Genomic DNA, 26,365 nt, shown 5'->3' with positions numbered 1-26,365 from the left:
CCTATGTCGACGAAGGTTGGTGAGCGCGCACTTCCTACGGGGAGGGCGCGCCGCCCCTCGGCTTCTGAACCGGAGTCGCAGAAGAAACGTGGAGTACGAGCGGGCACTCGGCAACAGGGGATAGCAACGCCGTGGCTCTTTCTCACCCCCTACCTGCTATTGTTTGGCAGCTTCGTCATCCTCCCGGCAGTTCTGGGGGTGTGGATCAGTTTTCATTCCTGGGACTACACGCTGCCAAATAAACCCTTTGTCGGCCTAGACAACTACGTCGCCTTGTTCTCGCCCGGGTCGACGGTTTTCGGACCCTTCTGGGGATCAATGCGGGCCACTGGAATCTTCACGGTACTCAGCGTGCCGCTGCTCCTGATCGTTCCACTGGCCGTTGCATTGCTCATGAGCAAGAAGTTTCCCGGACGGGACTTTCTCCGCGCCATCTATTTCGCCCCCTACGTGCTCGGCGTCGCCGTCATTTCGGTACTCTGGCGATACCTGCTCGATAACAATATTGGACTCGTGAACCACTATCTGGGACTTCTCGGACTCCCGGACGACACGGCGTGGACAACAACGACGCCTGCGGCCTGGGTCGCGCTCGTGGGAGTGACCGTCTGGTGGACGCTCGGCTTCAACGCCGTCATCTACCTCGCCGGTCTTCAGGACATCCCGGCCGAGCTCTATGAAGCCGCGCGCGTTGATGGGGCCGGACCGTGGATGCAGTTTCTGCACGTGACGATCCCCGGGCTCAAGCCCATTCTGTCGTTCATCACGATCATCACCCTCCTCGCATCCGCCAATATGTTTGGTCAGTCTTATCTCATGACCCAGGGTGGCCCCGGACGTGAAACGCGCACGGCCATTTATCAGATCGCCGACACGGGTCTACGCAACTTTCAGATGGGCAGCGCAGCAGCGATGAGTTACGTGCTCACCGTCTTCCTCATGGCGATCAGTGCCTTTGTTTTCTATATTTTTCGCGAGAAACAGCCCAGGAAGCTCAGGAAGGGGGCGCGCTCGTGAGCAATTTCACGGCGACGGTCCGTGCGGCATCTCGAGCACGCCGTGCACGCCGGCGGAGTGGCAGTATCACTCGAGTCGTCGTTCTCGGCGCAATCGCAGTCGCGTTCATCAGCCCGATCATCTTCATGATCGTGACCAGCCTCAAGACCCGGGCCGACGCGACTGCTATTCCACCGTCGTGGATTCCCGATCCGATTTCTCTGCAAGCTTTTGCGTCTATCCTGGCTCCCGGGACCGCGACTCCGGTGCTGCAATGGTTCGCAAACAGCATGGTCGCAGCTGCCCTCAACGCCACGCTGGTCGTCATCACGGCGTCACTCGCGGCGTATCCGCTCGCGCGAATGCAGTTTCGCGGCAAGAATTTCGTCTTCGTCATCATCGTTGCGACTTTGCTGGTGCCGCCGGTGATCCTGGTGATTCCCAATTACCTCATCGTGAGTGAACTGGGGTGGCTCAACTCGCTCGTCGCGATCATCGTTCCAACGGCGGCATCCGCTTTCGGAGTGTTCTTCATGCGACAGTTCTTCGTGGGCCTGCCCGTGGAGTTGGAGGAGGCCGCCCGGCTCGACGGGGCGAACCGATTCGTGATCTTCACGCAAGTAGTTCTGCCGCTCGCCAAGCCCGCGCTTGCAACACTCGCGCTGCTCGCTTTTCTCGGCAACTGGAATGACTTCCTCTGGCCCGTCTACGTCTTATTCAGCCCGGAAGTACAAACGCTGCCCGCTGGCCTGTCCACGCTGCAATCGGCAAATGCAGTGCGCTATGACCTACTGATGGCCGGCGCCGTCGTCGCGAGCGTGCCAGTGCTCGCGCTGTTCATCTTTCTCCAGCGCTTCATTATTGAGGGCGTTTCTCGCTCCGGCGTCAAGGGATAGCACCCGATGAAGTCAGCTCGCCGCGCAGCGTTAGCCTCGGTGTCGGCAGCAATTATGACCGTCCTCGCGGTGACCGGCTGCACGGCGGCTGCAGAGCAATCGGCGCCCCCGGCGCTCGCCACAGCCGGCGCCCCAGTACTCAACGCGAATTTTGCTGATCCCGACGTGATGAAGGTGGACGGCACGTACTTTGCGTATGCCACCAACGACAACAACCGCAACGTGCAGGTCGCCTCCTCCACCGATCTTGTCGATTGGGACGTCCTTCCCGACGCTTTGCCGGAGCTGCCGAACTGGATCATTCCGGGGAAGACCTGGGCACCCGAAGTAACGAGGCTCACCGACAATTCCTTCGTTATGTACTTCACGGCGACGAACTTTGCGCCAACGCTGCAGTGCATCGGGGTTGCCACGGCCACCGACCCGGCCGGGCCGTTCACCGTTCAGGGCGACGCCATGATCGTGTGTCCTGAAGACCAAGGCGGTGCAATCGATGCAAGCACCGTCGTCATCGACGACGTACTGTACCTCGTCTGGAAAAATGACGGGAACTGTTGCGAACTGGATACCTGGATTCAGGCGGCTACGCTCTCTCCCGACGGACGCAGCATCACGGGCGATCCCAGCAGGATTCTCAAGCAGACCGAAGAGTGGGAGGGCGCCCTGATCGAAGCTCCGACCATTGTGGCTCGAGGGTCAGGACTTGTCATGCTCTACTCCGCGAATTCTTACGGAGGTGACCAATACGCGGTCGGTGCGGCAACAGCTGCCTCAATCGACGGTCCGTGGAGGAAGGAGGTTGGTCCGATCCTTTCGACCGACACTTCGGACGGTCTATATCGCGGGCCCGGTGGCCAAGACTTGGTCATGGATGTGGGTGGTCAGGACTACATCGTTTTCCATGCGTGGGACAAGGATTACACATATCGCGCCTTGCACGTTGCTGAGGCGGATTGGGATGCCGACATTCCTCGGATCGTGATCCCCGACTGAGCACTCCAACACGAACTGAATGGCGCCCCATGGAAAACTCTGTATCGCCCAGCCCGCTGTCGGGAACACAATTCGTTCTCGAGGCCAACGGATACACCGCCTCGATCGCGAGCATTGGGGCCAGCATTCGATCGCTCCAGTACCGCGGGCGGCACCTCGTGGTGCCGTTCGACGCCGACCAAGTGCGACCGTTCTTTCGCGGCGCAGTGCTGGCACCGTGGCCGAACCGAGTCGTTGATGGACGCTACTCATTCGGTGGCGTTGAGCAACAGCTGAGCATTACGGAACCGTTGAGGGGACACGCTCTCCATGGACTCGTGGCCTGGCTGGATTTTGCTGTGGTGAGGCAGACGACCCGTCGACTGGTTCTCGGAGCAACTATCGAAGCGCAACCTGGATACCCTCACCGGGTGACACTAGAGGTGGCTTTTGCGCTTGACCCCGGAGGACTTCGAACGACAGTGACGGCAGTGAATACCGGCCCAACTGCTGCCCCGTTTGGTATCGCTCCGCACCCCTATCTTGTCGCCGGCGAGGGCCGTGTCAACGACTGGACGCTCGAACTCCCCGCCAGGCAAATACTGACCGTGAGTCCTGACCGACTCATTCCTCTTCGCCTTCGTGACGTCACTGAAAGTGATCTCGCCGCCTTTGATTTTCGCGCGCCACGTACGATCGATGACACCTTTATCGACCATGCCTTCACTGGCTTCGACCGGGACGAGGAAGGCAACGCGACGGTTCGAGTGACAACGAGCGCCGGCAGTGGCGTGGCACTGAGCTTTGATGGCGAATGCCCGTGGGTTCAAGTGCACACCGCTGACCAGCCCACACCCGCTATTGACAGAATCGGACTAGCCGTGGAACCGATGACCTGTCCGCCGGATGCTTTCAACTCCGGGGTGAACCTGAACGTCCTCGAGCCAGGAGGCTCGGCAGGTGCCTCCTGGACGATTCGAGCCATCGACTAGTCAGGCGCCGCAGCCCCGTCCCGTCCGAGAGGGCAAGCCCCAAGCGTTCTGGAGAATCCGACGCGTTCTGACAGGTGCGACAACCGGCCGCCATGCCGGCGGTGGGACATGGCGCCGCACCACCGCCGACAGATTCAAGCGTCTTTCAAGTCGATGCCCTTTGTTTCCTTCATGATGAAACAGGCGATCCCCGTGCACGCGCAGAGAACAATGATGTACACGCTGGAGAGCCAGCCAACATCCAGCGAGTTGAAGAGGGCGTTCAAGTAGGGAGCGGTACCGCCGAACACGGCCACTGAAATGGAATAGGCGAAACCGATGGCCCTGGTACGAATTCTGGTCGGGAAATTCTCGGAGAGAATGGCCGAGAGCAAAGCACCGGGGATGGCGACGATCACTAAAGCGATCGCCGAGGCGAGCAGGAGCGTCCACCCCGCCGAACCGATCATGGCAGTCAGGGGGAGGGAGAGCGCGATCATGAGAACGGCGAAGATCAGCATCATCGGGCGCCGACCGACTCGGTCGGAAACCCATCCCCAGAGTGGCAGGGTTGCCAGGGCGATCAACTGGGCCGTCAGGGTCATCCAGAAGGCGGTGCCTGAGTCCATCCCTTTCTGGGTGATCGCGTAGGTGGAAGCATATGAGGTCCAGGTGTAGTGGGCCGCTGTCACCCCGGAAGTCATGGCGATCATCAGCACGATTGTTCGGGCAACCTGAGCTTTCGGGAGCGGGGCCGGCTTGTCGGTGCCGGCCGTGTGGTCGTCGAAGACCTCGCTCTCACCCATGTTGCGTCGCATATAGAGAGCCGCAAGGGCGAGGAAAGCGCCGAGGATGAACGGGATACGCCATCCCCAGGCCGCGACACTGTCGTCGGGCATGATGCTGGTCACACCGCCGGCGACACCGTAGGCCAGTACAGACCCGCCGAAGATGGCGATGAAGACGGCACTGCCCCAGAGTCCGCGATGACGCCGCGGCGCAATTTCAGCCACGTAGGTATAAGCGGTCGCGGTTTCTCCGCCGTGGGCAAACCCTTGGATGACCCTGACCGTGAGCAGCAGGAATGACGCCCAGGCACCGGCGTTCTGATACGTCGGCATTACAGCCATGGCCAGGCTTCCGCCGGCCATCATGAGCATTGTCGTGACCAAGACGAATTTGCGCCCGCGCCGGTCGGCGACCAGGCCGAAGACGATGCCGCCAAGCGGTCGCATTAAGAAGCCGACGGCAAAAACTCCCAGGGTGGAGAGGAGTCCGGAGATGGGATCCTCGGGGTTGAACATGGCAGCGGCGATGAACGGCGCAAAGACCGCGTAGGCGCTCCACTCATACCATTCAAGAACGTTGCCGAGAGTACTGGCGATCAGGTCACGCCGCTTCGACCGTTCGGTGACGCCCTTGGCTTCTCTGGCTGTGTCGTTGTCGGTTTCGTCGATCTGGGTCATCAGAAAAGGCTCCTTTGCCTCAAGATATTCACATCAGTGCACCCCAAGTGGGATGTCGGTGGGTCACAAGCCGGACACTTTGTCGTGCGGGTAGAACCTGGCTCCGGTCGTTCGATCAAACCGCCCTGCTCGCACGGAGGCAGCTTTCGGCAATCCCGCGGCCCATTGGGCCCGGGCCGCCAACACCCACCGTTTTGATCCTCGACATTCCCGTTTGCGGTGTCATGCCTCGTACCTCCTGATCAAAGCGGCGAGTGCTTGGCCGCCGCCGATGCACAGCGTGACGATGCCATATTCCGCGCCGCTGCGCTGCAAATGTCGGGCTGCACGGAGTGTCAGGATGGCGCCGGTCGCCCCGATTGGGTGGCCCAGGGCGATAGCCCCGCCGTAGGGATTGGTCTTTTCTGGATCAAGTTTCAGATCGCGGATGACGGCGACGGACTGGGCCGCGAACGCTTCGTTAAGCTCGACGATCTCAATGTCTGCCGGACTGAGTCCGGTTTCGTCAAAGAGTTTTCGCAGCGCCAAGGCCGGGGCATAGCCCATCAGCGCCGGATCGATCCCGGCCGTCGCGACATGTTCCAGAGTAGCCAGGCCACCGAGTCCTCGTTCGCGGGCCGTGCTGTCCTTCATCAGAATAACGGCCGCGGCGCCGTCGTTGATTCCCGATGAGTTGCCGGCGGTCACGCTGCCCCCCGTCTGAAACGCCGGGCGGAGCCCCTCCAGCGTGTCAAGGGTAGTGTCCGGGCGGGGTGCCTCATCGATGGTCACAGTCACCGGCTTCTTTCCGGGAATCAGTACCGGCGTGATTTCATTCTGAAATACCGCCTGGGCTTCCGCGGTGCCCGCTCTGCGTTGGCTCTCCCAGGCAAACTCATCCTGTTCCCGCCGGGACACCCCGTATTTTTTGGCCACGTTCTCGGCCGTAACACCCATGTGCTTTTCGCTGAACGGGTCGATGAGCATGGCCAGTGTGCCGTCAACTTGGGTGCGGTCTCCCAGTCGAGCATTGCCTCGGGCGTTGTAATCCAGGAAGGGCATCCGGGACATCGATTCATCGCCGCCGGCCAGGATGACGTCGGCTCCGCCCCAGCGCAGCTGCTGAGCAGCCGACCAGATGGCCTGCAGGCCGCTGCCGCAGAGCCTATTGACGGTGAAAGCGGGGGTACGGTCGGGCACGCCGGCTGCCAGAGCAACGCGCCGGGCGTTGTAGGCATCCGCACCGGCTTGGCCGACGCAGCCCATGATGACCTCGTCGATGTCGTCCGTTGTCACGCCGCTGCGCGCCATTGCCGCGGTCGCAGCAATGGCGCCGAGTTGGTGTGCTGGCACGGCCGCCAGGGCCCCGTTGTATTTCCCGACGGGCGTTCTGGCTCCGTCAACGATAACTATCTTCTGCTGTGACACTGCAATCTCACTTCTATGACGTGCAGGGGAATGGCGTGAATGGGTTCAGGAAGCGACGGTCGAGCTGACGCCGGCAAACTGCCGGGCACCGTCCAGTAGTCTCGGGATGCCTTCTTCAAGCGAGGGGCCGAAGCCGGTGTCGCCCGGTCGTTCGCCCTTGAGCCAGCGGGTGTAAATGGCTTCGCAGAAGATGGAGGCTTTCCACAATGCCAGCGTCTGGTACCAGGGCAGCGCGTCCAAATCCAGATGCATCCGCTCGCGGTACCGCGAAATGAGCTGATCGCGGGTGAGATATCCGGGTTCGCGGGTCACGCTGGTCAATTCGAGCGGCGTAGAAAAACTTCCGGGTTCCGAATAGGTTGCCGTGAGATAGCCAAGATCCGCCAACGGGTCACCCACCGTGGCCATTTCCCAGTCCAGGATGGCCATCACGCGTGCCGGGGACGACGGTTCAAACATCAGGTTTCCGGCCCGAAAGTCACCGTGGATCACTGTGACGGCCTGGCTGGTGGGAATATTGCGTTCCAGCCAACTGCCGATGCTGACGACCTCGGGCAGATTCCGGGTGGTGTTCACCTCCCACAGGGCGGAGAAGCGCTGGACCTGTCGTTTTAGGTAGCCTTCCGGGCGCCCGAACGCGGCCAGTTCTCCGGCGGAAACATCCACCTGGTGTAGCTGCACCAGAGTGTCAACAACGGCGGCACTGGTCGCCTCGCGCTGCGCCATGGCACCGAGGTAGCCGGGGATTTGATCGGTGATCACGGTGCCGCTCAGGAAAGACATGATGTAGAAAGGAACGCCGAGCAGCGACTCGTCTTGACAAATGGCGAGAATTTCGGGAACCGGCACCCCCTGTTTTCTGACCAACTGTTGGATCCGAGCCTCACGAACCATGTCATGGGTGGATCGCGGCAGGGGCGGACGGGGGCCGCGGCGCAACACAAACACCTCCATGCCGCGCTGGAGACGGTAGGTGACATTGGACTGCCCGTCACCAATCCGACACCAGGACAGCGGCCCGATACCGAGCCCTTGGACATCCATGAACTTTTCGACTGCGTCGAGAATGAGAAGAGGCGGCAAGTCCAGCCGTGCTGCTTCGGCGCAGTCGGCGACGACTTCAACGCCGTCGGGAACGGTGCGCATCAACGGATTCCTGCCAGCTCAGTGTTGAGATCAGCGGCGTGCAGGTCGGCACTACCCGCGGCAGCGCCGTCCAGATCGGAGCCGTGCACGTCGGCCAGGTACGGCTCGCCCGCATCGACGGCCCGCTTGCGCGCCGCCGAGGCACGCCGGGAGATGGCCCATTTATGGGTTTCATTGGCGCCGTCGTAGATCCGGAACGGGCGCACCTCGTTCAGGTAGGCGGCCAAGGGGAGCCCGTCTGAAACACCGTCGCCACCGCAGAGCTGGATGGCGCGGTCGACCACCCGGAAGATCGCTTCCGAGCAGTGCACCTTTGCGATAGAGGACATCGCGGATCCGGCCCGTGGATCCGCCGCGAGCAGTGCGGCGGTCTTCTCGATGATGGCATCGGAGGTTTCGATGTCGATCACGGACTGGGCAATCAGTTCCTGGGCAAGACCCAGGTTCTTCATCGGAGAGCCGAACATTTCGCGGCGCTCGATTCGGTCCAACGCAATGTCCAGGGAGCGCCGGGCCAGTCCGAGCCAGCGCATGCAGTGTGTAAGACGGGCTGGGCCGAGGCGGACCTGGGCGTATTTGAAGCCGAGTCCGACAGCCCCCAGTACCGCATCATCTGTCACAAAGCAGTCGTTGAGATAAATGTGAGGATGACCGCCAGCTATGGCACGGTCCATGGTGTGGATGCTTTCACCGAGCCGGATGCCTTTGTTGTCGAGATCGACCAGGAACATGGTGGCACCGGTCGGGGCGTCTCCGACAGCCTCGGTGCGGGCCATCACGATGCAAAAGGCTGCGCCGTCGGCGCCACTTGTGAATCGTTTGTGACCATTAATGGACCATCCGCCGTCGACCTTTGCCGCTGCGGTGAGCAGGGCGGCCGGATCTGAACCGGCGCCGGGGTGCGGCTCGGTCATTCCGAAGCAGGACCGCGACGTGCCGGCGGCCAGGGGCACAAGGTAGCGCTGTTTCTGCGCTTGCGTGGCGATCAGATTCAGCATGTGCATATTGCCTTCGTCGGGCGCCATGCAGTTGAGCGCGGACGCGCCGATCGGGGAATATCCGGCCTCTTGAAAGATCGCGGACCAGTGCTGAATGGGGACGCCCTGGCCGCCGAATTCCTTAGGGACGTGCGGGGCAAAGACATTGGCGGCCTTTGCTGCTGCTTGGAGTCGGTCCCGGGTGGACTGGGCCAGGTGCTCGCCCGGCCTGGGCTCGGCAGGAATAACCGTGTTGCGGATGAACTCGCGGGTGCGGATTCGCAAATCTTCGACGTCTGCGGGCAGTGACTGGGTGCTCATTATTCTGTTTCCTTTCGCGGCCTGGGCCGATGAGGGGGGGCTGTTAAGCGGTGCCACCGGCCGCGAGCAGGCCGCCGTCAAGGTTGATGACCTGACCGGTGATCCAGGCCGAATCTGAGGACGCGAGAAAGGCAACGGTGGCAGCGATATCCTCGGGGTTGCCGAGGCGGCCCAGAGGATATCTCGCGGCGACTTCCGCCTCCTTGCCTTCGTAAAGGGCCTGAGCGAATTGCGTCTTGACCACCGCCGGTGCAACCGCGTTCACTCGTATCTTCGGTCCCATTTCGACGGCGAGAGTGCGGGTCAGATGCGCTATGGCGGCCTTGGTGACGCCATAGAAACCGATGCCGGGTGCCGGTGTCTGCCCGGTGACCGAAGACACATTAATGACGGTGCCGCCGCGGCCGGCGAAATCGAGGGCAGCGTGGCGGTAAGCATCCTGGATCCAGGCCAGGGTGCCGAAGACGTTCACCTCGGTGATCTTGCGCGCGGCGGACAGGTCTAGATCCATCACCGAACCGTAGACGGGGTTGATGCCCGCATTGTTGACGAGGACGTCCAGCTGGCCGAATGTTTCGGCGACGGCGTTGAGTACCTCGAGGCGGTGGTCCGGATCGTGGGCTTTGCCAGCGAGGGGGAGTACAGATCCTTTCGGGAACTGGGCGGCCGCATCGTGTAACGCCTCGGCGTTACGGGCGGTGATACAGACCCGGGCGCCCTCCGCCACCAGCCGCAAGGCGATGGCCAGCCCGATTCCGCGACTGGCGCCCGTGACGATGGCCGTCTTGCCCTCAAAGCGGTGCGCTTGGACGGGTTGCTCGCTCATAGTTTGTCTTTCTGGGACGGTACGCCCTGGGCTGCCGTGTTTTCATCACGGAGCTCCTGGCGGCGAATTTTTCCGGTCTGTGTCTTGGGTAAGTCGTCGATGATGTGCACGATGCGGGGGTATTTGTAAGCTGCGAGTCGCTCTTTGGTGAAGGCGATGAGTTCGGCGGGGGTGGCCGGCACACCTGATTTCAGGGACACGAAAGCGACGACGGTTTCGCCACGGTAGTCATCCGCCTGGCCAATCACAGCGGCCTCATGGACAGCTGGATGTTCATACAGCGCGTCCTCGACCTCGCGGGGCCAGACCTTGTACCCGGAGACGTTGATCTGGTCTTTGAGCCGGTCCACTAGATAAATCCAGCCTTGGGTGTCGATGATTGCCACGTCGCCGGTGCGAAACCTGCCTCCGGGCATTGCATGGGAGGTGGCATCCGGATTATTCCAGTAACCCGGGATGATTTGGGGGCCAGATAATTCCAGCTCGCCCTGGGTTCCGGGGGGAACGGATTGACCATTCTGGTCGATGATTCTTGCTACAACGTGCGGTAACGGAATGCCGATAGACAGCGTGCCGCTGGAGGCGTCGACCGGCGCCTCGGTAAAGGGCGGGACGGCAATTACACCGGACGTACTTTCGGTTAGTCCATAGGCATTGTGGATGTAGACGCCGAAGCGCGTTCTGAAGCGTTCCACGGTGGACGGCGGGATCGGTGCTCCACCGGAATACAGAGTCTTAACGGCGGCAAAATGGCTGGCGTTGGCGTGTGGAAGCGCCAAAATCGCGTTGAAAACGGTAATCGAGCCGATGGTATAGCTGACCCTATGCTCGGCGAAGGCCTCTAACACGACATCAGGGTCAAAACGGCCCGTAAAAACCAGGGTTGTGTCGGTGAATAGTGAGATCGCAGCGTTAATCACGGCGCCAGTGATATGAAATAGTGGGGCCACGGCCATGACGACGTCACCGGGGGCGAGCCGTGCAAATCGGCCAAATGTCGTGGCGACGGCCAAGACGTTTTCGTGGGTGTTCATGGCGCCCTTTGGCGGCCCGGTCGTACCAGAGGTATAGGTCAAGAGCGCCACGTCGTAGCGGGTCAGATCAATGTCCGCGGGTCGCAAGCCGTCGAATTCGCGAATCAGAGCCGCGACGTCTCCGTCAACCGAAGCCGCCGGGTGTGTTGTCATGTCACAGCTACGCGGATCGTTTCGCGTCTGAAAGTCACGTGCAGAGGTACTGATGAGCCAGCAAGCCGTGCCTCCGGCAAGCGTTTGACGAGTTTCCGACACAGCCGTATCGGCACAAATAACACCGATTGCACCCGAGTCGTCAACGAGGCGACGCAGCTCTCGACCTTTGTACATGGGGTTCAGCAAGAGTGCCGTCGCGCCCAATTTCCAGAGGGCAAGCAGGGCCAGCACATAGTGCGGGGTGTTCTGGAGGTAGATGCCTACCCGGGAACCGCGAATTGTGCCGCGGGCCGCGAGCGCTACAGCGAGAGCGTCGGAGGCACGGTCGACTTCGGCGGCAGTCATCCTGCCATCGAAATAGCGTACTGCGACGCGCTCCGGATTGGCGGCGACGCGGGCCTTCCACGCTTCCACGGTGGACTCATACCGCATCCCCGCATGTACTTTCGTGCTCAACACGTCTGGTGCGGTCTGAGAATCGTCTCCGGTGTTGATCCGAGAACGACTCTGTACGGCAGAGCTGATCTCACAACGGTTGGTCACAGATGAACGAGTCACGGCAGCCGCCCCTCTCCGGCATCGTCGCCGGAATTGACTTTACTCACTCCTACCGAGCGATCGCTCGGTAGGATTTAGTCTGGAGTAGACGTCATCATCTGTCAAGACAGACAATGGCATTCAGGCATGAACAGGTGAAGGAGTATTCGTGAAAGTTGAGACTGCGAAAAAAGTCGAAGATGCTGCAGCATGGCGCAAATACTCCGAAAATATGCTGCCACCCCTGTTGCAAGCGGCTTTAGATTGTTTTGTGGAGCACGGCTATCACGGCACGACAATTCGCACTGTGGCCGCTCGGGCCAAGCTCTCCGTACCGGGCCTGTATCACCACTACGCCTCCAAGCAGGCACTGCTAGTGGCGATTGTTCAGTTTGCGATGAAGGATTTATTGATCAGGAGCGAAGATGCCGTAGCGGAGGCAGGTTCTTCAGTGGAGGAACAGTTCCGACTTCTGATCGAATGTCTGGCGCTCTTTCACGCTCATCGCAGTGAGCTCGCCTTCATCGCTGCTAGTGAGATCCGAAGCCTGGAAGGCGAGTCGCGAACGGCGCACATCAAATCTCGCGATAAGCAGCAGCAGATGGTGGACGACATCATCAACCAGGGGATGCGGGAGGGGAACTTTGACGCCGAGCATCCCAAAGACACCAGTCGAGCAATCGTGACTATGTGTACTGGTATTGCGCAGTGGTACCGCCGTGACGGTGAGCTTTCGCCCGAAGAACTGGCCCTCAGATACGCCAACATCGCCCGGATGACTTTAGGGGTTGGCCCAGGCTCTCGAAGAGAGAGTGTTTTCACGGCGCCCATCGTGGGTGATGCTCCGATAGTTGTCAATTGATATTTTAAGGTTTCGGTTGCTCGTGGTGCCAGTCTCGACGTCAAAATGGCCCCCTGCGGCTGGCCACTAACATCGAGTTCATGCCGACCAACCAAGACTGCCCGATGATCCACAAGGCGGTGAAGCTTGTCATCGTCGAAAATCTGCGTCGAAGCGTTAGCGTCGTAACATGAGCAACCATAAGGGCGGGACGGCGCGTCGCGGCACCAATCTCCCAGCGATGGCCGACTTCAATCAGTCGGTTATTCTCGATGCCATCCGTCGATCTGCCACCGGCCTGAGTCGTGTCGAGCTCGTGACCACTACCGGGCTTTCTCCGCAGACCATTTCGAACATCACCAGGCGCCTGCTTGATAACGGGTTCATCGAGGAAGCCGGCAAAACGGGCACCGGGCCTGGCAAGCCCCGCACGATGTTGCGGCTCAATCCCGGCGGGCGCTATGCGCTCGGAGTTCACATCGATCCGACGGTCGTGACTTTGGTCATGCTCGATCTCCATGGCAGCGTCGTCAGTCGGTCGAGTTTCTCGACCCCGGCGGTCATGGACCCGAACCTCATCATCGAACAGATCGTCGCGTGGCTCGTGCAGCTGATCGATGACTCGGGGGTGCCCCGGGTCCGGATCGGCGGGGTGGGCATCGCGGCCCCCGGGCCCATCGATAATCTGCTGGGTACGGTGGTTGACCCGCCACACCTGCACGGCTGGCATCGGGTTCCGCTAAGAGACGCGCTCCAGGCGGGCGTCGGGCTCCCGGCCATTCTCGACAAGGACGTCACTGCGTCGGCGATAGCTGAGATGTGGGCGGGCGGGGAATCCGGATTAGGTAGCTTTGCCTTCTTTTACCTGGGAACCGGCATCGGGGTCGGTCTCGTGATGCGCGACGAAGTGGTCAGGGGAAGCTCTGGAAACGCGGGAGAGATCGGGCACATCGTCACCGATCCTGCCGGCCCGCCGTGCTTCTGCGGGCTGCGCGGATGCATCGCGGTGACCTGTATGCCTCAGTCGCTCGTCCAGGAGGCGGAGCGATTGGGTGTCCTCGATGACACGAGTGTCGCCAACGACACCCGAACTGTCGATTCGAGGTTCACGGAATTGTGCGCGGCCGCGGAGGCGGGCAACGCGACCGCAATCGAGATTGTAGAGCGCTCCGCCGTTCGGATGTCGAAAGCGGTAGCCGTCATAGCGAACCTTCTCGACGTCGATCGTGTGGTCTTCGGCGGACCATTCTGGTCCCGCCTCTCAGACCATTACCTGCGCAGGATCCCGGAGTTGCTCGAGGAACTCCGCGCCACGCGAAGCATCCACAGAATTTCAGTATCGGGATCGGCGGTGGGGGAGGACGTCGGTGCGATCGGGGCAGCATGCCTTGTGCTCGATCACGCACTCGCTCCGAATCCCCGAGCGCTGCTCCTGTCCGACGAGAAAGCGGAACCCAGCGAAACAAACGCGTTAAGGCCTTGACGTAGGTTTATCTAATCGATGTACTATTACGTCGGAGCACGGCAGCGAGGCATTTCAATCTCTTAAGTGCGTCGGCACCACACATCGCATGTCCATTCGTACTCGGAGCAAGGGAGCACCGTGAAGAAAAGAGCATCAATCGCCCTATCGGCGTTTGCGATAGGCGGACTGGTAGCACTCACCGGATGCACGGCCGGATCGGCGCCATCTGAGGGACAAGACAAGGTTCTCAAAGTCGCGTACATCAAGACGGATGCTTTCACCGCTCTCGACACGCTTTTCACGACCACGAAGGCGGACTTCGAGGCCGCGAACGAGGGCGTGACCGTCGAGCTGCAGCCCATCGCGGCAACGGATGACGACTACAAGATCAAGCTCGCCCTATCCCAGCGCTCGGCAGAGACCGCCCCGGACATCTTCTACGAAGACACCACTGCATTGCGCGCGGACGCGGATGCCGGGTACCTCCTCAACCTCGATGAGTATGTTTCCGAGTGGGAGGACTGGGATCAGTTCACCGATGCCGCCAAGGAGGCAGGCAAGGGCGACGACAACAGCATCTATGCCGTCTCCCTCGGCACCGATACCCGTGCGGTCTGGTACAGCAAGCCCGTCTTCGAGGCGGCCGGAATCGCACTTCCGTGGGAGCCGAAGAGTTGGGACGACATTATGGAGGCCGCGCGCCAGATCAAGGCAAGCAGTCCTGACGTCGTGCCGTTCAACTTCTACGCAGGAACAGGCACCGGCGAGGGCTCGAACATGCAGGGCTTCTACCAACTCCTGTACGGCACCGAACTCGGGGGAGATTCGCTCTACGACTCGGAAACCTCGAAGTGGGTCACTGGCTCGCAGGGGTTCATCGATTCCCTGGCCTTCGTCGACGAGCTCTACACTGAGGAACTCGCTCTGACCCCGGCGCAGGCGCTCGATCCAAACATCTGGAAGAGCATCTTCGGGGAAATGTTCCCAAACGCGACTCTCGGTGCAACGATCGAGGGCTCCTACACACCGTCATTCTGGCAGACCGGTGGTTCATATGAGTGGCCCGAGTACGTCGACGACATGGGCGCAACGGTGTTCCCGACCCAGAACGGCCAGAATCCTGGCGGCGTTAGCATGTCAGGCGGCTGGGCCCTCGCAGTCGGCGCTAAAACTGCAGATCCGCAGCTTGCCTTCGACTTCATGGCGATGGCGCTGAGTAAGGACAACGCACTCGCTTACGACAACGAGAACTCGCAGATTGCCGTTCGTAAGGATGTCGCCGCCGATGAGAGCTACATTGCTGCCAATCCCTTTGTCCGGACCGTCACTGACATCGTCGAGGTGACCAACTTTCGTCCGGCGACGGCCGACTACAACCAGATCTCGGCCGAGGTCCAGAAGGCCAACGAAGCAGTCATCACCGACAAAGCAACTCCCGAGGAAGCGGCCGCAGCCTACGACAAGGCAATCGAAGCGATCGTCGGCGCCGAGGGCGTCATCCAGAAATAGCAGTACAGGGACACCCAGGTGCGCGCCCACAGAAAAACGAAAACAGGAACACAGTGAATGCAGAAGTGCTCGCGCCGCAGGTCACGCACGTGCGGCGGCCGAAATCGAATTCGGGTTCCCGCCGCCGCCCGGTGCGCGAAATCGTCAAAGCCATGCGGATGATCCCGCTCCTGCCAGCGATTCTCATCATGATCACCTTTCTCGCCGGACCGATCATCTGGTCGATCTATGGGTCGTTCACGAACGCGTCGCTCACAGGGGTCAACGCGAGCAACCCCCAATGGATCGGCTTCGAGAACTACCTCAAGCTCGTCAACGATCCCGTTTTCCCCCTCTCAATCTGGCTGACCGTGATCTTCACCTTCGGCTCCGCCGTTATCTCGCAAAACGCCCTTGGCCTCGGTCTCGCGCTCCTCATGCAGAAGGCCGATAAGAAGGTCACCGCTTCCGTTGGCACGATCATCGTCGCCGCGTGGATCCTGCCCGAGATCGTCGCAGCCTTCGTCTGCTACGCGTATTTCAGCCTCGACGGCACCCTCAACCAGATTCTGGCGAACTTCGGTATGACCGGTCCCAACTGGTTGTACAGCTTTCCCATGTTCGCGATCATCCTGGCAAATTTGTGGCGTGGAACGGCGTTTTCGATGATGGTCTACCAGGCCGCCCTCAACGACGTGCCACCAGAGATTACCGAGGCGGCAATGATCGACGGAGCTGGCGGTTCAAAACGACTTTTGCTCGTGACCATTCCCATGATCAAGAACACGATCGTAACGAACACCATGCTCATCAGTTTGCTCACCTTGTCGGTCTTCACCCTCATCTACGTGATGACAGCGGGTGGGCCCGGCAACGACAGCACAACGTTGCCAATCCTCGCCTACAAAGAGGCTTTCCGCTTCAGCAACATCGGCTATGGCACAGCCATTGCCACTGTGATGCTCATCATCGGTGCGATCTTCTCTGTCGTCTACATTCGGGCACTTCGTCCACAGAAGGATTAGCCGATGTCAGTCATCGCCGCGCCACCGAAGGGTCGAAAGTCCGATCGGCCCGTCTCAGTAGCCTCCCCCAAAAAAAACGTGATCGGGTTCCTTGCCAATGCCGTTCTCGTCGTGATCGGCGCCTGTTTTCTTCTTCCCCTATGCTGGCTCATCTTCGCGTCGGTCGACAACAAGGCCACCTACCAGACCAAGTTTCCCGAAGAGTTCTCGCTGGACAATTTCGCGGCGGTTCTCACTCCCGAACTCACATTCCTTCCGCTGTGGAATAGCCTGATCATCTCCGTCGGTACGGCAGGAATTACGATCGTCGCCGCATTGCTCGCGGCATATCCGCTGTCTCGATATCAGGCGAGATTCAACAAGCCGTTCATGTATGGCGTGCTCTTCGCGACCGGGCTGCCAATCACGGCAATCATGGTGCCGGTTTACAGCCTCTTCGTGCAGTTCAATCTGCTCGACTCGATCCCGGGCACAATCCTTTTCATGGCCGCCTCGTCTCTGCCGGTCGCGATCTTCATGACCAAAAACTTCATGGACTCGGTGCCGATCACCCTCGAGGAAGCAGCTTGGATCGACGGCGCGTCAGCGATGGGAGCCCTGCGCCTGATCGTGGTTCCCCTGATGAGACCCGGCATCGCCGTGGTCGGGATCTTCGTCTTCTTTCAGGCCTGGGGAAACTTTTTCGTGCCGTTCATCCTGCTCCTCTCGCCAAGCAAGCAACCCGCCGCAATCAGCATTTACAGCTTTTTCGGCCAGTACGGCGCGATCGCCTACGGGCAACTCGCCGCGTTTTCACTCATCTATGCGGTGCCGGCCATCGTTCTGTACGTTCTCGTGTCCCGCGGCATCGGCGGTTCATTCGCTCTCGCGGGCGCAGTCAAGGGTTGAATCACCATCACCATCACGCCTCGCCGCGCGGCGAGCATTATCGCGGGCTAGGGAGCCATCATGCATGACAATCGAGTTCTCCTCGAAGCGCGAATCGAGCGCGTCATCCGGGAGCGGATCAAGCCCGCCGTCTACCGCCGTAGCGCCCCGCTGTCGATCGTTGCCTGGACCGTCGACGATGAGCCGGTGCCGTTTGACGCGGCCATCGGGCAGAGCTACGTGCCTTTCGCTGTCGGTGGCGCGTGGGGCAAACCCTGGGGCACTGTCTGGTTCCATCTCACGGGATCGGTGCCGGCTGAATGGGACGAGGATGGCACCCGGGCTGAGGTCGTCGTCGACCTCGGGTTCTCCGCCACGCTCCCAGGTTTTCAGGCCGAGGGCACCGCGTACACGGGTGATGGCGTGATAATCAAGGCGATCGAACCGCTCAACAGCTACATACCGGCGGGAGAAGCGGGGGATCCCGTGGACATCTACCTTGAGGCGGCCGCCAATCCAAATATCGCCGGTATTTTTACCTTCGGCGTCACTGAGCTCGGCGACAAGGCCACAGCGGGGGACTCGACCAGTTACGTTCTGCGGCGGCTCGAACTAGGACAACTCGACGTCGCCGTATGGGAGCTCCTGCAGGACACCTGGACCCTTATCGGCCTGATGACGGAGCTTCCGCACAGTCTCCCGCGGCGGGCGGACATCCTGCATGCGCTCGGCCGGATGGCTGACGCTCTTGATCCCGACGACGTTGCGGGCACGGCAGAGGCCGCCCGTGCGACGCTCGTCGACGTGCTCGCCAGTCCCGCGTACGCGAGTGCGCACCGCCTTGCCGCCGTCGGTCACGCCCACATCGATTCCGCCTGGCTGTGGCCGGTCCGTGAGACCGTGCGCAAGGTCGCGCGAACCTTCTCGAACGTTCTGGCGCTGATGGAGGAGGACCCGGAATTCACCTTCGCTGCCTCCTCGGCGCAGCAGTACGCGTGGCTGCAGGTTTACTATCCGGAGTTATTCGAGCGAGTGAAGAAGCAGGTGGCGGCGGGCCGATTCATTCCGGTCGGCGGAATGTGGGTCGAGTCCGACACGAATATGCCCGGCGGTGAAGCGCTCGCGCGGCAATTTGTCGCCGGCAAGAAGTTCTTCATGGAGGAGCTCGGAGTCGAGCCGCTCGAGGTGTGGCTTCCGGATTCGTTCGGTTACACCGCATCGCTACCGCAGATCGTGGCCGCGGCGGGATCTCGCTGGCTCCTCACGCAGAAGATGTCGTGGAACGAGACCAATCGGATGCCGCATCACACCTTTTGGTGGGAGGGCATTGATGGCACGCGGATCTTCACTCATTTCCCCCCGGTCGACACCTACAGCGCGGAAATCTCTGGCAAGGAGCTTGCCCAGGCCGAACGGCAGTACGCCGAAAAGGGGGTGGGTACTACCTCGCTCCTGCCGTTCGGGTGGGGCGACGGCGGTGGAGGCCCAACCCGCGAGATGCTGGCGGCTGCGGCGCGCACGCGTGACCTCGAGGGATCTCCACGCGTCACCATGACGACGACGGAGCAGTTTTTCCAGAGCGCGCACCGCGAATACATCGAGGCTCCGGTCTGGTCGGGGGAAATGTACCTCGAATTCCATCGCGGCACCTACACTTCCCAGGCCAAGACGAAGCGCGGCAATCGCCGCAGCGAACACCTGCTCCGAGAAGCAGAGCTCTGGGCCACTGCTGCGACAGTCCTTCACGATGCAAAGTATCCCTACGACGCCCTCGACGACGTCTGGAGGACTGTGCTTCTGCAGCAGTTCCACGACATCCTCCCCGGCACATCGATCGCGTGGGTGCATCAGGAAGCCGAGCGCAACTACGCTGCCGTAGCCAAGATCCTGGCTGAGCAGATCAACCGATCGATCGAAATCCTGGCCGGCAGCGGCAGTCATCCGCTCACTTTCAATGCCGGGCCGAACACACGTGACGGTGTCCCGGGCCTCGCCGCGGCAACCGCGGTGAGGAAGGGAGCAGCCAAGGTCACCGAAAACGGCGCAGGATTGGTCCTCGCGAATGACCGGGTGCGCGTCGTCATCGACGATCGGGGACTCATTGTGTCGATGCGCGACCTCGTTGCCGACCGTGAAGTCATCCCCGTCGGCGAGGCCGCCAACCTGCTGCAGCTGTTCCGGGACACACCAATCCAGTGGGACGCCTGGGACATCGACGAGACTTACAAGAACGTCGGTCATGACCTGACCGAGGCCTCAAGCGTCGCTGTCACCGACGACGGTTTCGGCGTCCAGGTCGACAGGTCCTTCGGCTCCTCCTCCGTGGTCCAGACCCTCCGACTCAACGGCGCGACCGGTGCCCTCGACATCCACACGGCCATCGACTGGCACGAGTCCCAGAAACTCCTGAAGCTCGCCTTTCCCCTCGCCGTCCACGCCGATCGCGCCGCCTCCGAAATGCAGTTCGGGCATGTCTATCGGCCGACCCACGCGAACACCTCCTGGGATTCCGCTCGGTTCGAGACCGTTGCCCATCGCTGGGTTCACGTTGGCGAGCCGGGGTACGGTGTCGCCGTCGCCAACGATGCCAGCTATGGGCACGACATCCGACGCGCCGCACTGACCAGTGGCGGGACGAGCACCGTGGTACGCGTCTCCCTTCTGCGCGCGCCGCTCTTTCCCGACCCAGTCTCGGACCAGGGCGCGCAGGAGTTCGTCGTCTCATTGCGTGTGGGTGCCGAGATAGCGGATGCCGTCGACGAGGGATACAGGGTCAACCTGCCCTTGCGCGAGGTCGCGGGAGCCGGCCCGATGGCGCCCCTGATCGTCGTGACCAATCCGGCAATCGTCGTCGAGGCAGTCAAGCTCGCGGAGGACCGTTCCGGCGACGTGATCGTGCGGCTCTACGAGTCATTGGGCGCGCGTGCACGCGGCGGTCTGGCTCCGGGATTCGACTGGTCGGAAGTCACGGAGACTGACCTGCTCGAGCGGGAAACCACTCCAAACGCCGTGATCGGGCGTTCAGACGAAACCATTTCGCTCTCGCTCCGCCCGTTCCAGCTCGTCACGCTGCGCCTTCGCCGCACCGCACCAGAGGATGTCAAATTTCGACACCTCAGCCGATGAGAGTTCGTGCTGGAGAGCCGTTGGCTGTCGGATGTTCCACCCCGCTAGAGCGGGGCGCTCGGGAAAAAAATACTTCAATCAAGGGCATTCGACATTTTGTGCACAAGTGGAAGCGCTGCAGCCGCTGTCCCCGCGCCCGTCGAACAGCCCGGCGGCGGAATCGCCTGGAACGCGGCGGTCAGCTACGCCGGAACCGAGCAGCGCGTTTGCGGGCCGCTCTCTGGCGACGGCTACTCCGAGGACGATGTCTTCCTCAACCTCGGGCTCGACTACCCTGATCCAGAGCGCTTCCAGATCGTCGTCTGGGACGTCGGTGTACTCGAACCCATTGCACACGGTTCAACGCTCTGCACATCGGGCGTGATCACGTTGTACAACGGGGTCGCCCAGATCGAACTCGACGACCCAAGTCTGATATCGATCTACGAATAATGCTCACCCCTGCAATCAACGTTGGCGATTCGTTTTGTGATCTCGGCAACGTCGGCAAGAGCGCGGAAGGCCGCGTCGTCCGCGTTCGATGCACAGGGCGACCCGCGGCGGAGACCGGCCGCAAACGCCTCGATCCACCGCATCGTGCGCGTGTCACCGGGTGGTCTATTCGAAGATTGTAAAACCATCACTTTTTTTGCGCGCTGGGCCACGCCACGGCGAAGAATCGGTAAACAAAAACCCTTTTCTCTCAAGACGTGGGCAGGAAAGCTTTCTGTCTCTATCTCTGGCTCTGTCCTTGGCCGGGGGAAGAATTTGATTATGCGCCCGTTAGCGCTTTCTCCCGGAGGCGTACTTCGAGTAGTGCCGCAGCGTCTAAAAGCTGAGTTTCGTGTCCTGGCTTTCCGACGAGCTGTATGGAGTGTGGCATGTCGGTGCAGGGGCTGAAGACAGGAATGCTGATGGCTGGAAAGCCCAGGACGCTCCAAGGTGCCGTCATGGAAAGAAGCGCTTCCCGAGGGTTAGCCCAGCCACTATCGGGGGGAAGGCGGCGTTGGCCAATGGCCGGAGCCTCTATGGGAACAGTTGGCATTACCAAAATATCGGAGGAGAAAGTCCGCTCGAGGGTGGCGACCCGCAGTAGACGCCGTTTCTCCAGCGCCTGGACGTAGGTCCATCCTTTGACCTCCGCGGCGATCCGGAGTCGTTCCAGGACCTCCGAATCAAATAGTTCTGGTGAGTCGTCGACCCGTTTGCTATGGATCGCGAATGCTTCGGCGGATTGGATCGCTACGTATGGGTCCCAGCACGCGTCGATTTCTGGAACCGGAAGTGTCGCGACGTGGGCCCCTGATCTTGACAGCTCTTCCAGCACGGTTTCCGCTGAATTTATGAGTTCCGATGCGGTCCTGCGCAACAAATCGGAGGTCACGCGGGCGAAGCGAAGATTTTTGGCTCGTTCAGGGCGAGGAATGAAACGCTCGTTCCATTCAAGCCCTCCGACTCCGTTAGTACCTGGTCTGGAGGACAGGGCCCACCAGGCTATCGCCGTGTCGAGAACGCTTCCGCCCATGGGACCTACTGTGTCCATGCTCGGTGAAAGCGGAAATACTCCACGGGCACTTAGTGCGCCCTGGGTAGGGCGTAGGCCAACCGCCCCGCAGAGTGCCGCGGGGATTCGCACGGATCCGCCGGTGTCTGTGCCCAATGCAATCGGTACGATTCCGGCTGCGACAGCAGCCCCGGAGCCGGCACTGGAACCGCCCGACATTCGGGAGTTGTCGTGGGGGTTGCGGACCGGACCGGTCGCTGTGCGGTCACCGGTTGGTCCGTATGCGAATTCGTGGCTCTGCGTCTTCCCAAGGATCACCGCCCCGGATCTCCGCAGTGAAATTACGACGTCAGCATCCACCATGGGTACATGATTGGCGAAATGGCGCGATCCCATTGTTGTCGCCAGTCCAGAGGTGGCGATCACGTCTTTTACTCCGACAGGAATTCCGTGCAGCGGCCCTCGATCCAGTCCTGAGTCCAGTTCCCGGTCGGCGAGTCGTGCAGCCCGCAGTGCGCCTTCATCATCGATGGTGACGAAGCAGTTCAGTTTTGTACCGTTTTCGTGGGCCGCAGTCAGCGCCTGCTCGGTTACCTCCAGCGCCGTAATCTTTCTTTTACGGATCCGGTCTGCTATCTCGAGAATAGAGAGACCGCCGAACGGACCTGACCCTGCTTCGGATTTCATGTCGCTCATGCGGTGGCCGATAGTTGGGGCTGCTTGTTGCGTACCCCTGGCTTGACGAAAATCATAGCCAGCATACCGACGGAAGTCGCCACTGCGGTTGCTATGAACATTGAGTTGTAACCGTGGAGTGCTACGAGGAAGCCAGTCAGGGTCGGGGCGATAATCGTGGCGATGTTGGTGACGAAGTGGCTGATCCCGCCAAATGTTCCCGCCCGGGTCGGGGCGGTGTCGATGATAACAATCCAGTACACCGCATTAGGCAGAGAATTGAGCGCGTTTCCGATGGCCATGATGAGCAGAACCGCCCATACGCTGTCGACCAGAGGAATTAGGCTGAAACACAGCGTCGTCAGTAGCAGAGATCCCGCAGCGAAACCGCTACGCGCGATCCATAGGCTGCCGGTTCTTTGACGGAGCCAATCGGAAATTTTACCGCCGAGAAGTACCGTGAAGCACGCGCCTATCCAGGGAATCATTCCCAAGTACCAAAGAGAGCCGAGATTGAACCCGAATTCATCCTGCAGGTATTTCGGAGTCCATGTGAGAATCATGAAGTTCACGTATTGGAAGGCAAAGTAACCGATGGCGTTAAAGACAAGCGTTCGGCTTTTGAAGAAGGACCACCAAGGCACTTTTTCCTCTTCAGTGACAATACTTCGCTCATCGTGAAGCATTCCGTCGGTACTTCGGATCCTGCGCAGCTCATCAGGAGAAACCTGCGGATTGTCCTCCGGGAGGTCGGTGAAGACCCGTCGGAAGAAAATAAGCCAGACGAGACCCACTACGCCGAGGATGATGAACATCCACCGCCAGTCGCCGGTTGCTGTTAGCAGAAAAACAGCTATTGGAGCAGCCAGTAACGCTCCCAGGGGTGTCCCGAGCAGCCCCAGAGACGCAGCAAAGCCCCGTTCGCGGACTGTCGCCCAGTTCGCCATAGTGCGGTTGATGGTTGAAAACGTCGGGCCCTCGGCGACTCCGAAGAGGATGCGGAAAACCGCGAACCCAGCCAGCGCGGATCCGCCGAACAGTGCTATCCCGATATTGCCTGCAAAAGCCATACCGACCTCGAATATCGACCACAAAAGAACAGCCCAGAACCATACCCATCGTGGTCCTTTCCGGTCTGCTAATGCTCCGCCTATGAGGGCGCCGAACATGTATCCATAGCCGAAGTAGCCAAGCACTTGCCCCCAGGCGACCGTATCCAGATTGAACTCATCGATCATTGGGTTTGCCGCGTAAGAAATTGCGCCACGATCGACATAGTTAATGACGGTGATGACCACGACTAGTCCGAAAATCGTGAATCTAAAATTCGGCTTCAGACTTTTCTTTGCTCTGCCGACCTTATGGGATACCAATCTGGGGAGCGCGTCTCGAGTGGTCATGGCGTCTTTCTCAAAGTTGTGTGCCTCACTAGTGCCAGGTAATCCATGCATGAGCGCCGCTAAATTGTTCGGGCTGCTGACCAGCGATGGCAGACTCGTGGTCGCAATCGGCAACTTATTGCGACGGTCGTTATGCAAGAAGTTAGCAGTTCCTCCGATATCGCGCAATCGTTTGTGTCGTATGGATTGGGAGGGGGCGCGTCTCCTCCCTGTCAGACATTTTGTCCGTGCGACAATCCTTGAGTACTGGATGTCTCTGTGAGAGCAGCCGTTCAAGCGGATACCGAGCTAAGCTTTCGAAGTCTCGAGAATCGAGTGTCACTGCCTCAAAGGAGATCGGCGTGGGCGTTGAGCAAGGTCGGCCCGTAACGCTGCGAATGATTGCAGAAGAAGTGGGCGTTCACGTATCAACTGTGTCACGGGTCCTCACAGCGGCAGATGCTGATGTATCTCGCTGGGCGGCACCGAATACTGCCGAGCGAATCCGTGATACCGCCCGTAAACGTGGCTACCACCGGAATGTTTACGCGTCGAATCTGCGCACTGCACGATCGAATCTCGTCGGTGTCATCGTTCCACGTCTTCAAGATTTCGTTCTGGCCACCGTTTATGAAGGCATTGAGGAAGCCGCTATTGAGAATGGCCTATCTACCTTCGTCACCAATTCTCTTGACCGTGAGGAAGACCAGCGGACTCGTACGGAAATGATGCTTGAGCGCCGTGTGGGCGGCTTAATATTTGGTGACGCTCACCTCGACAATCCCTTCCTTGATGAGATACGGTCGCGAGGAGTGCCCACGGTTTTGGTCAGCCGGCACTCAGGTGACCACGTCTCAGTTACCTGCAACGACTATCTGGGAGGTCGGCTGGTAGGCGAACACCTGTTAGCTCTCGGGCGTCGCGACGTGGCAATCCTGGCCGGGATGTCTTTCGCCTCCACCGGGCAGGACCGTACACAGGGCGTCATCGACGCTTACCGTGATGCAGGAATACTCATTCCGCCTGATCGCGTTGTCCACGGGGGTTTCGATGCGGCGGGCGGGCGGGCGGGCGCTGAGGCCATACTCGCGACCAGAAAATATCCGGATGCAATCTTCGCGACGAATGATTTCGCGGCCATCGGTGCTCTCGGGGTGCTACGGGACCGTGGACTGAGTGTTCCAGATGATGTGGCGCTAGTCGGCTATAACGACACTCCCTTAGCTCGTGAAATGATGGTGCCACTTACGACCGTGCGTTCACCCATGCATCAAATGGGTCGTCGGGCACTGGAAATGTTGATCTCAGTCATGGATGGGAAGACCATCAGCTCAGAGCGGCTAGATCCGACACTGATCATCCGTACATCGACAAGCGCTCGAGCGGACGAAACCGGATGATTTGGCCTCAATATCGTTCGGTTAAGCGTTTGAATGCTGATTTTCGGCTCGCGGCGCGGTGAGGACCGGTGGGCGTGGTGGGTATCAACGCGGCCAATGAGTGCGAGCGACGGTTATAAACACCTGCTCAGCATGGTCGTTGCCGGTGATGGCAAACGAGTACGGTCGATTCCGCTCACTCGTTACTGCACCCAGGAAGGTACACCGCCGGATCGGTGGATGGGTGCAGGACTCGTAGGGGCCGCGGAGGACGCATTTTCCAAGGCGGTGTCGTTACGAAGGCGCAGCTGCACCTGGTCATCGGGCTTGGTCGCGACCCGGTTGCTGGAGGGGCCCTCGGGCGCGCTCACCCGATCTACCGGACCGTCTCCGACCGCATCCCGGACATCAAGACGGTCACGGCCTGATCAAGCGGGCTGCGGTATCCGCTGACGAGCATTCGGACTCAGGTCGGCGTCGAGCCGTTGCCGGTTATGACTTCACGTTCTCGGTCCCGAAGTCGGCGAGTATCCTCTGGGGTGTTGGTGACGCGACCACGCAGGAAGTTATCGTGCGGGCGCACCATGCGGCAGTGGGCGAGGTGCTTGCCGACATGAAGCGCGAGGTGGTCGAACGCGCCACGAAACGGAAAGATTGACCAGCGCGGCAGCGTGCCCACCAAATCGCCATCACACCCCGCACTCACGCGCCGCTTAAACCAGAAATCAGTCCTCGCCTTTTAGAAGGCTTTCGCTTCACCGAGGCTTTAAAGGTAGATGCATAGCGCCCTAGCCAGCGTCCTATCAGTGACGAGTATGTCGCCGAGCTGCGCGTTCACGGTAGGGCTGTGGCGGTTCTTTCCGGACAAAAATCTTGTTTTCGTAATTTCTTTTGAGCAGAGAAATGCTATGGACAAAAGAATTCAGGGGTGC

Annotated in this window: 21 protein-coding genes; 13 read left to right on the top strand and 8 right to left on the bottom strand. The window is 60.4% G+C overall.

Annotated elements, in window-relative coordinates; translation table 11 throughout:
- Nucleotides 1-3 precede the first annotated feature (3 nt).
- Genes E3T51_RS15405 through E3T51_RS15390 form a run of 4 tightly spaced genes read left to right on the top strand, consistent with a single transcriptional unit; the run spans nucleotide 4 to nucleotide 3,856 of the window.
- Complete coding sequence (locus E3T51_RS15405; RefSeq protein ID WP_134530612.1) at nucleotides 4-1,017, top strand: carbohydrate ABC transporter permease; 1,014 nt, start codon at nucleotides 4-6, stop codon at nucleotides 1,015-1,017.
- Nucleotides 1,014-1,892, top strand: a complete 879-nt coding sequence (locus tag E3T51_RS15400; RefSeq protein ID WP_241989373.1) for a carbohydrate ABC transporter permease — start codon at nucleotides 1,014-1,016, stop codon at nucleotides 1,890-1,892. The genes E3T51_RS15405 and E3T51_RS15400 overlap by 4 nt, the downstream gene beginning before the upstream one ends.
- Nucleotides 1,893-1,946: 54 nt before the next feature.
- Complete coding sequence (locus E3T51_RS15395; protein ID WP_134530611.1) at nucleotides 1,947-2,885, top strand: glycoside hydrolase family 43 protein; 939 nt, start codon at nucleotides 1,947-1,949, stop codon at nucleotides 2,883-2,885.
- Nucleotides 2,886-2,914: 29 nt separating this feature from the next.
- Entirely contained in the window at nucleotides 2,915-3,856 is a 942-nt protein-coding gene (locus E3T51_RS15390) for an aldose 1-epimerase family protein (protein ID WP_134530610.1), read from the top strand.
- Between the two features lie 134 nt (nucleotides 3,857-3,990).
- On the opposite strand, the gene E3T51_RS15385 is transcribed toward E3T51_RS15390, so the two are convergent.
- The 6 genes from E3T51_RS15385 to E3T51_RS15360 all read right to left on the bottom strand — a co-directional run bounded on the left by E3T51_RS15385 (nucleotide 3,991) and on the right by E3T51_RS15360 (nucleotide 11,600).
- A complete protein-coding gene (locus E3T51_RS15385; RefSeq protein WP_134530609.1) occupies nucleotides 3,991-5,301 on the bottom strand; it encodes an MFS transporter in 1,311 nt (436 codons plus the stop codon).
- 222 nt (nucleotides 5,302-5,523) lie between these two features.
- Nucleotides 5,524-6,708, bottom strand: a complete 1,185-nt coding sequence (locus tag E3T51_RS15380) for a thiolase family protein (protein WP_134530608.1) — start codon at nucleotides 6,706-6,708, stop codon at nucleotides 5,524-5,526.
- Nucleotides 6,709-6,753: 45 nt separating this feature from the next.
- Complete coding sequence (locus tag E3T51_RS15375; protein WP_198417892.1) at nucleotides 6,754-7,854, bottom strand: phosphotransferase family protein; 1,101 nt, start codon at nucleotides 7,852-7,854, stop codon at nucleotides 6,754-6,756.
- Nucleotides 7,854-9,152 carry an acyl-CoA dehydrogenase family protein gene (locus E3T51_RS15370; RefSeq protein WP_134530606.1) on the bottom strand — a complete coding sequence of 433 codons (1,299 nt, stop codon included), beginning with the start codon at nucleotides 9,150-9,152 and terminating at the stop codon, nucleotides 7,854-7,856. Before E3T51_RS15370 ends, E3T51_RS15375 begins: the two co-directional genes overlap by 1 nt.
- Before the next feature lie 43 nt (nucleotides 9,153-9,195).
- Nucleotides 9,196-9,978, bottom strand: coding sequence for an SDR family oxidoreductase (locus E3T51_RS15365; protein WP_134530605.1), 783 nt, complete (start codon nucleotides 9,976-9,978; stop codon nucleotides 9,196-9,198).
- Complete coding sequence (locus E3T51_RS15360) at nucleotides 9,975-11,600, bottom strand: class I adenylate-forming enzyme family protein (RefSeq protein ID WP_134530604.1); 1,626 nt, start codon at nucleotides 11,598-11,600, stop codon at nucleotides 9,975-9,977. Before E3T51_RS15360 ends, E3T51_RS15365 begins: the two co-directional genes overlap by 4 nt.
- A gap of 274 nt (nucleotides 11,601-11,874) precedes the next feature.
- Between E3T51_RS15360 and E3T51_RS15355 the strand changes: the two genes are divergently transcribed.
- The 7 genes from E3T51_RS15355 to E3T51_RS15325 all read left to right on the top strand — a co-directional run bounded on the left by E3T51_RS15355 (nucleotide 11,875) and on the right by E3T51_RS15325 (nucleotide 20,949).
- Nucleotides 11,875-12,567 (top strand): TetR/AcrR family transcriptional regulator, encoded by a 693-nt coding sequence (locus E3T51_RS15355; RefSeq protein ID WP_198417890.1) that lies wholly within the window; start codon nucleotides 11,875-11,877, stop codon nucleotides 12,565-12,567.
- A 169-nt stretch (nucleotides 12,568-12,736) separates the two neighbouring features.
- The gene (locus E3T51_RS15350) at nucleotides 12,737-14,029 is read left to right on the top strand and encodes an ROK family transcriptional regulator (RefSeq protein ID WP_241989372.1); all 1,293 of its coding nucleotides are present in this window, start codon (nucleotides 12,737-12,739) and stop codon (nucleotides 14,027-14,029) included.
- Nucleotides 14,030-14,149: 120 nt separating this feature from the next.
- A complete protein-coding gene (locus E3T51_RS15345; protein WP_134530603.1) occupies nucleotides 14,150-15,520 on the top strand; it encodes an extracellular solute-binding protein in 1,371 nt (456 codons plus the stop codon).
- 152 nt (nucleotides 15,521-15,672) lie between these two features.
- On the top strand, nucleotides 15,673-16,524 hold the full coding sequence (locus E3T51_RS15340; RefSeq protein WP_134530655.1) for a carbohydrate ABC transporter permease: 852 nt from the start codon (nucleotides 15,673-15,675) through the stop codon (nucleotides 16,522-16,524).
- Between the two features lie 3 nt (nucleotides 16,525-16,527).
- The gene (locus E3T51_RS15335) at nucleotides 16,528-17,412 is read left to right on the top strand and encodes a carbohydrate ABC transporter permease (RefSeq protein WP_134530602.1); all 885 of its coding nucleotides are present in this window, start codon (nucleotides 16,528-16,530) and stop codon (nucleotides 17,410-17,412) included.
- Nucleotides 17,413-17,472: 60 nt separating this feature from the next.
- Complete coding sequence (locus E3T51_RS15330; protein ID WP_134530601.1) at nucleotides 17,473-20,517, top strand: alpha-mannosidase; 3,045 nt, start codon at nucleotides 17,473-17,475, stop codon at nucleotides 20,515-20,517.
- Nucleotides 20,518-20,613: 96 nt separating this feature from the next.
- On the top strand, nucleotides 20,614-20,949 hold the full coding sequence (locus tag E3T51_RS15325; RefSeq protein ID WP_134530600.1) for a hypothetical protein: 336 nt from the start codon (nucleotides 20,614-20,616) through the stop codon (nucleotides 20,947-20,949).
- Between the two features lie 319 nt (nucleotides 20,950-21,268).
- On the opposite strand, the gene E3T51_RS15320 is transcribed toward E3T51_RS15325, so the two are convergent.
- Together E3T51_RS15320 and E3T51_RS15315 are read right to left on the bottom strand one after the other, a co-directional pair.
- Nucleotides 21,269-22,696: an amidase gene (locus E3T51_RS15320; RefSeq protein WP_198417889.1), complete on the bottom strand. Its 1,428-nt coding sequence runs from the start codon at nucleotides 22,694-22,696 to the stop codon at nucleotides 21,269-21,271.
- Complete coding sequence (locus E3T51_RS15315) at nucleotides 22,693-23,973, bottom strand: MFS transporter (RefSeq protein WP_198417888.1); 1,281 nt, start codon at nucleotides 23,971-23,973, stop codon at nucleotides 22,693-22,695. The genes E3T51_RS15320 and E3T51_RS15315 overlap by 4 nt, the downstream gene beginning before the upstream one ends.
- A 443-nt stretch (nucleotides 23,974-24,416) precedes the next feature.
- On the opposite strand from E3T51_RS15315, the gene E3T51_RS15310 reads away from it, so the two are divergent.
- Nucleotides 24,417-25,454, top strand: a complete 1,038-nt coding sequence (locus E3T51_RS15310) for a LacI family DNA-binding transcriptional regulator (RefSeq protein ID WP_241989371.1) — start codon at nucleotides 24,417-24,419, stop codon at nucleotides 25,452-25,454.
- A 403-nt stretch (nucleotides 25,455-25,857) separates the two neighbouring features.
- Nucleotides 25,858-26,091 (top strand): relaxase domain-containing protein, encoded by a 234-nt coding sequence (locus tag E3T51_RS17575; protein ID WP_134530652.1) that lies wholly within the window; start codon nucleotides 25,858-25,860, stop codon nucleotides 26,089-26,091.
- Nucleotides 26,092-26,365: the final 274 nt, after the last annotated feature.

Source organism: Cryobacterium serini (genome assembly GCF_004404025.1).
Lineage (GTDB): Bacteria > Actinomycetota > Actinomycetes > Actinomycetales > Microbacteriaceae > Cryobacterium > Cryobacterium serini.
The sequence above is the reverse complement of the archived record's forward strand: the minus strand, read 5'-3'. Positions and strand labels throughout refer to the sequence as shown.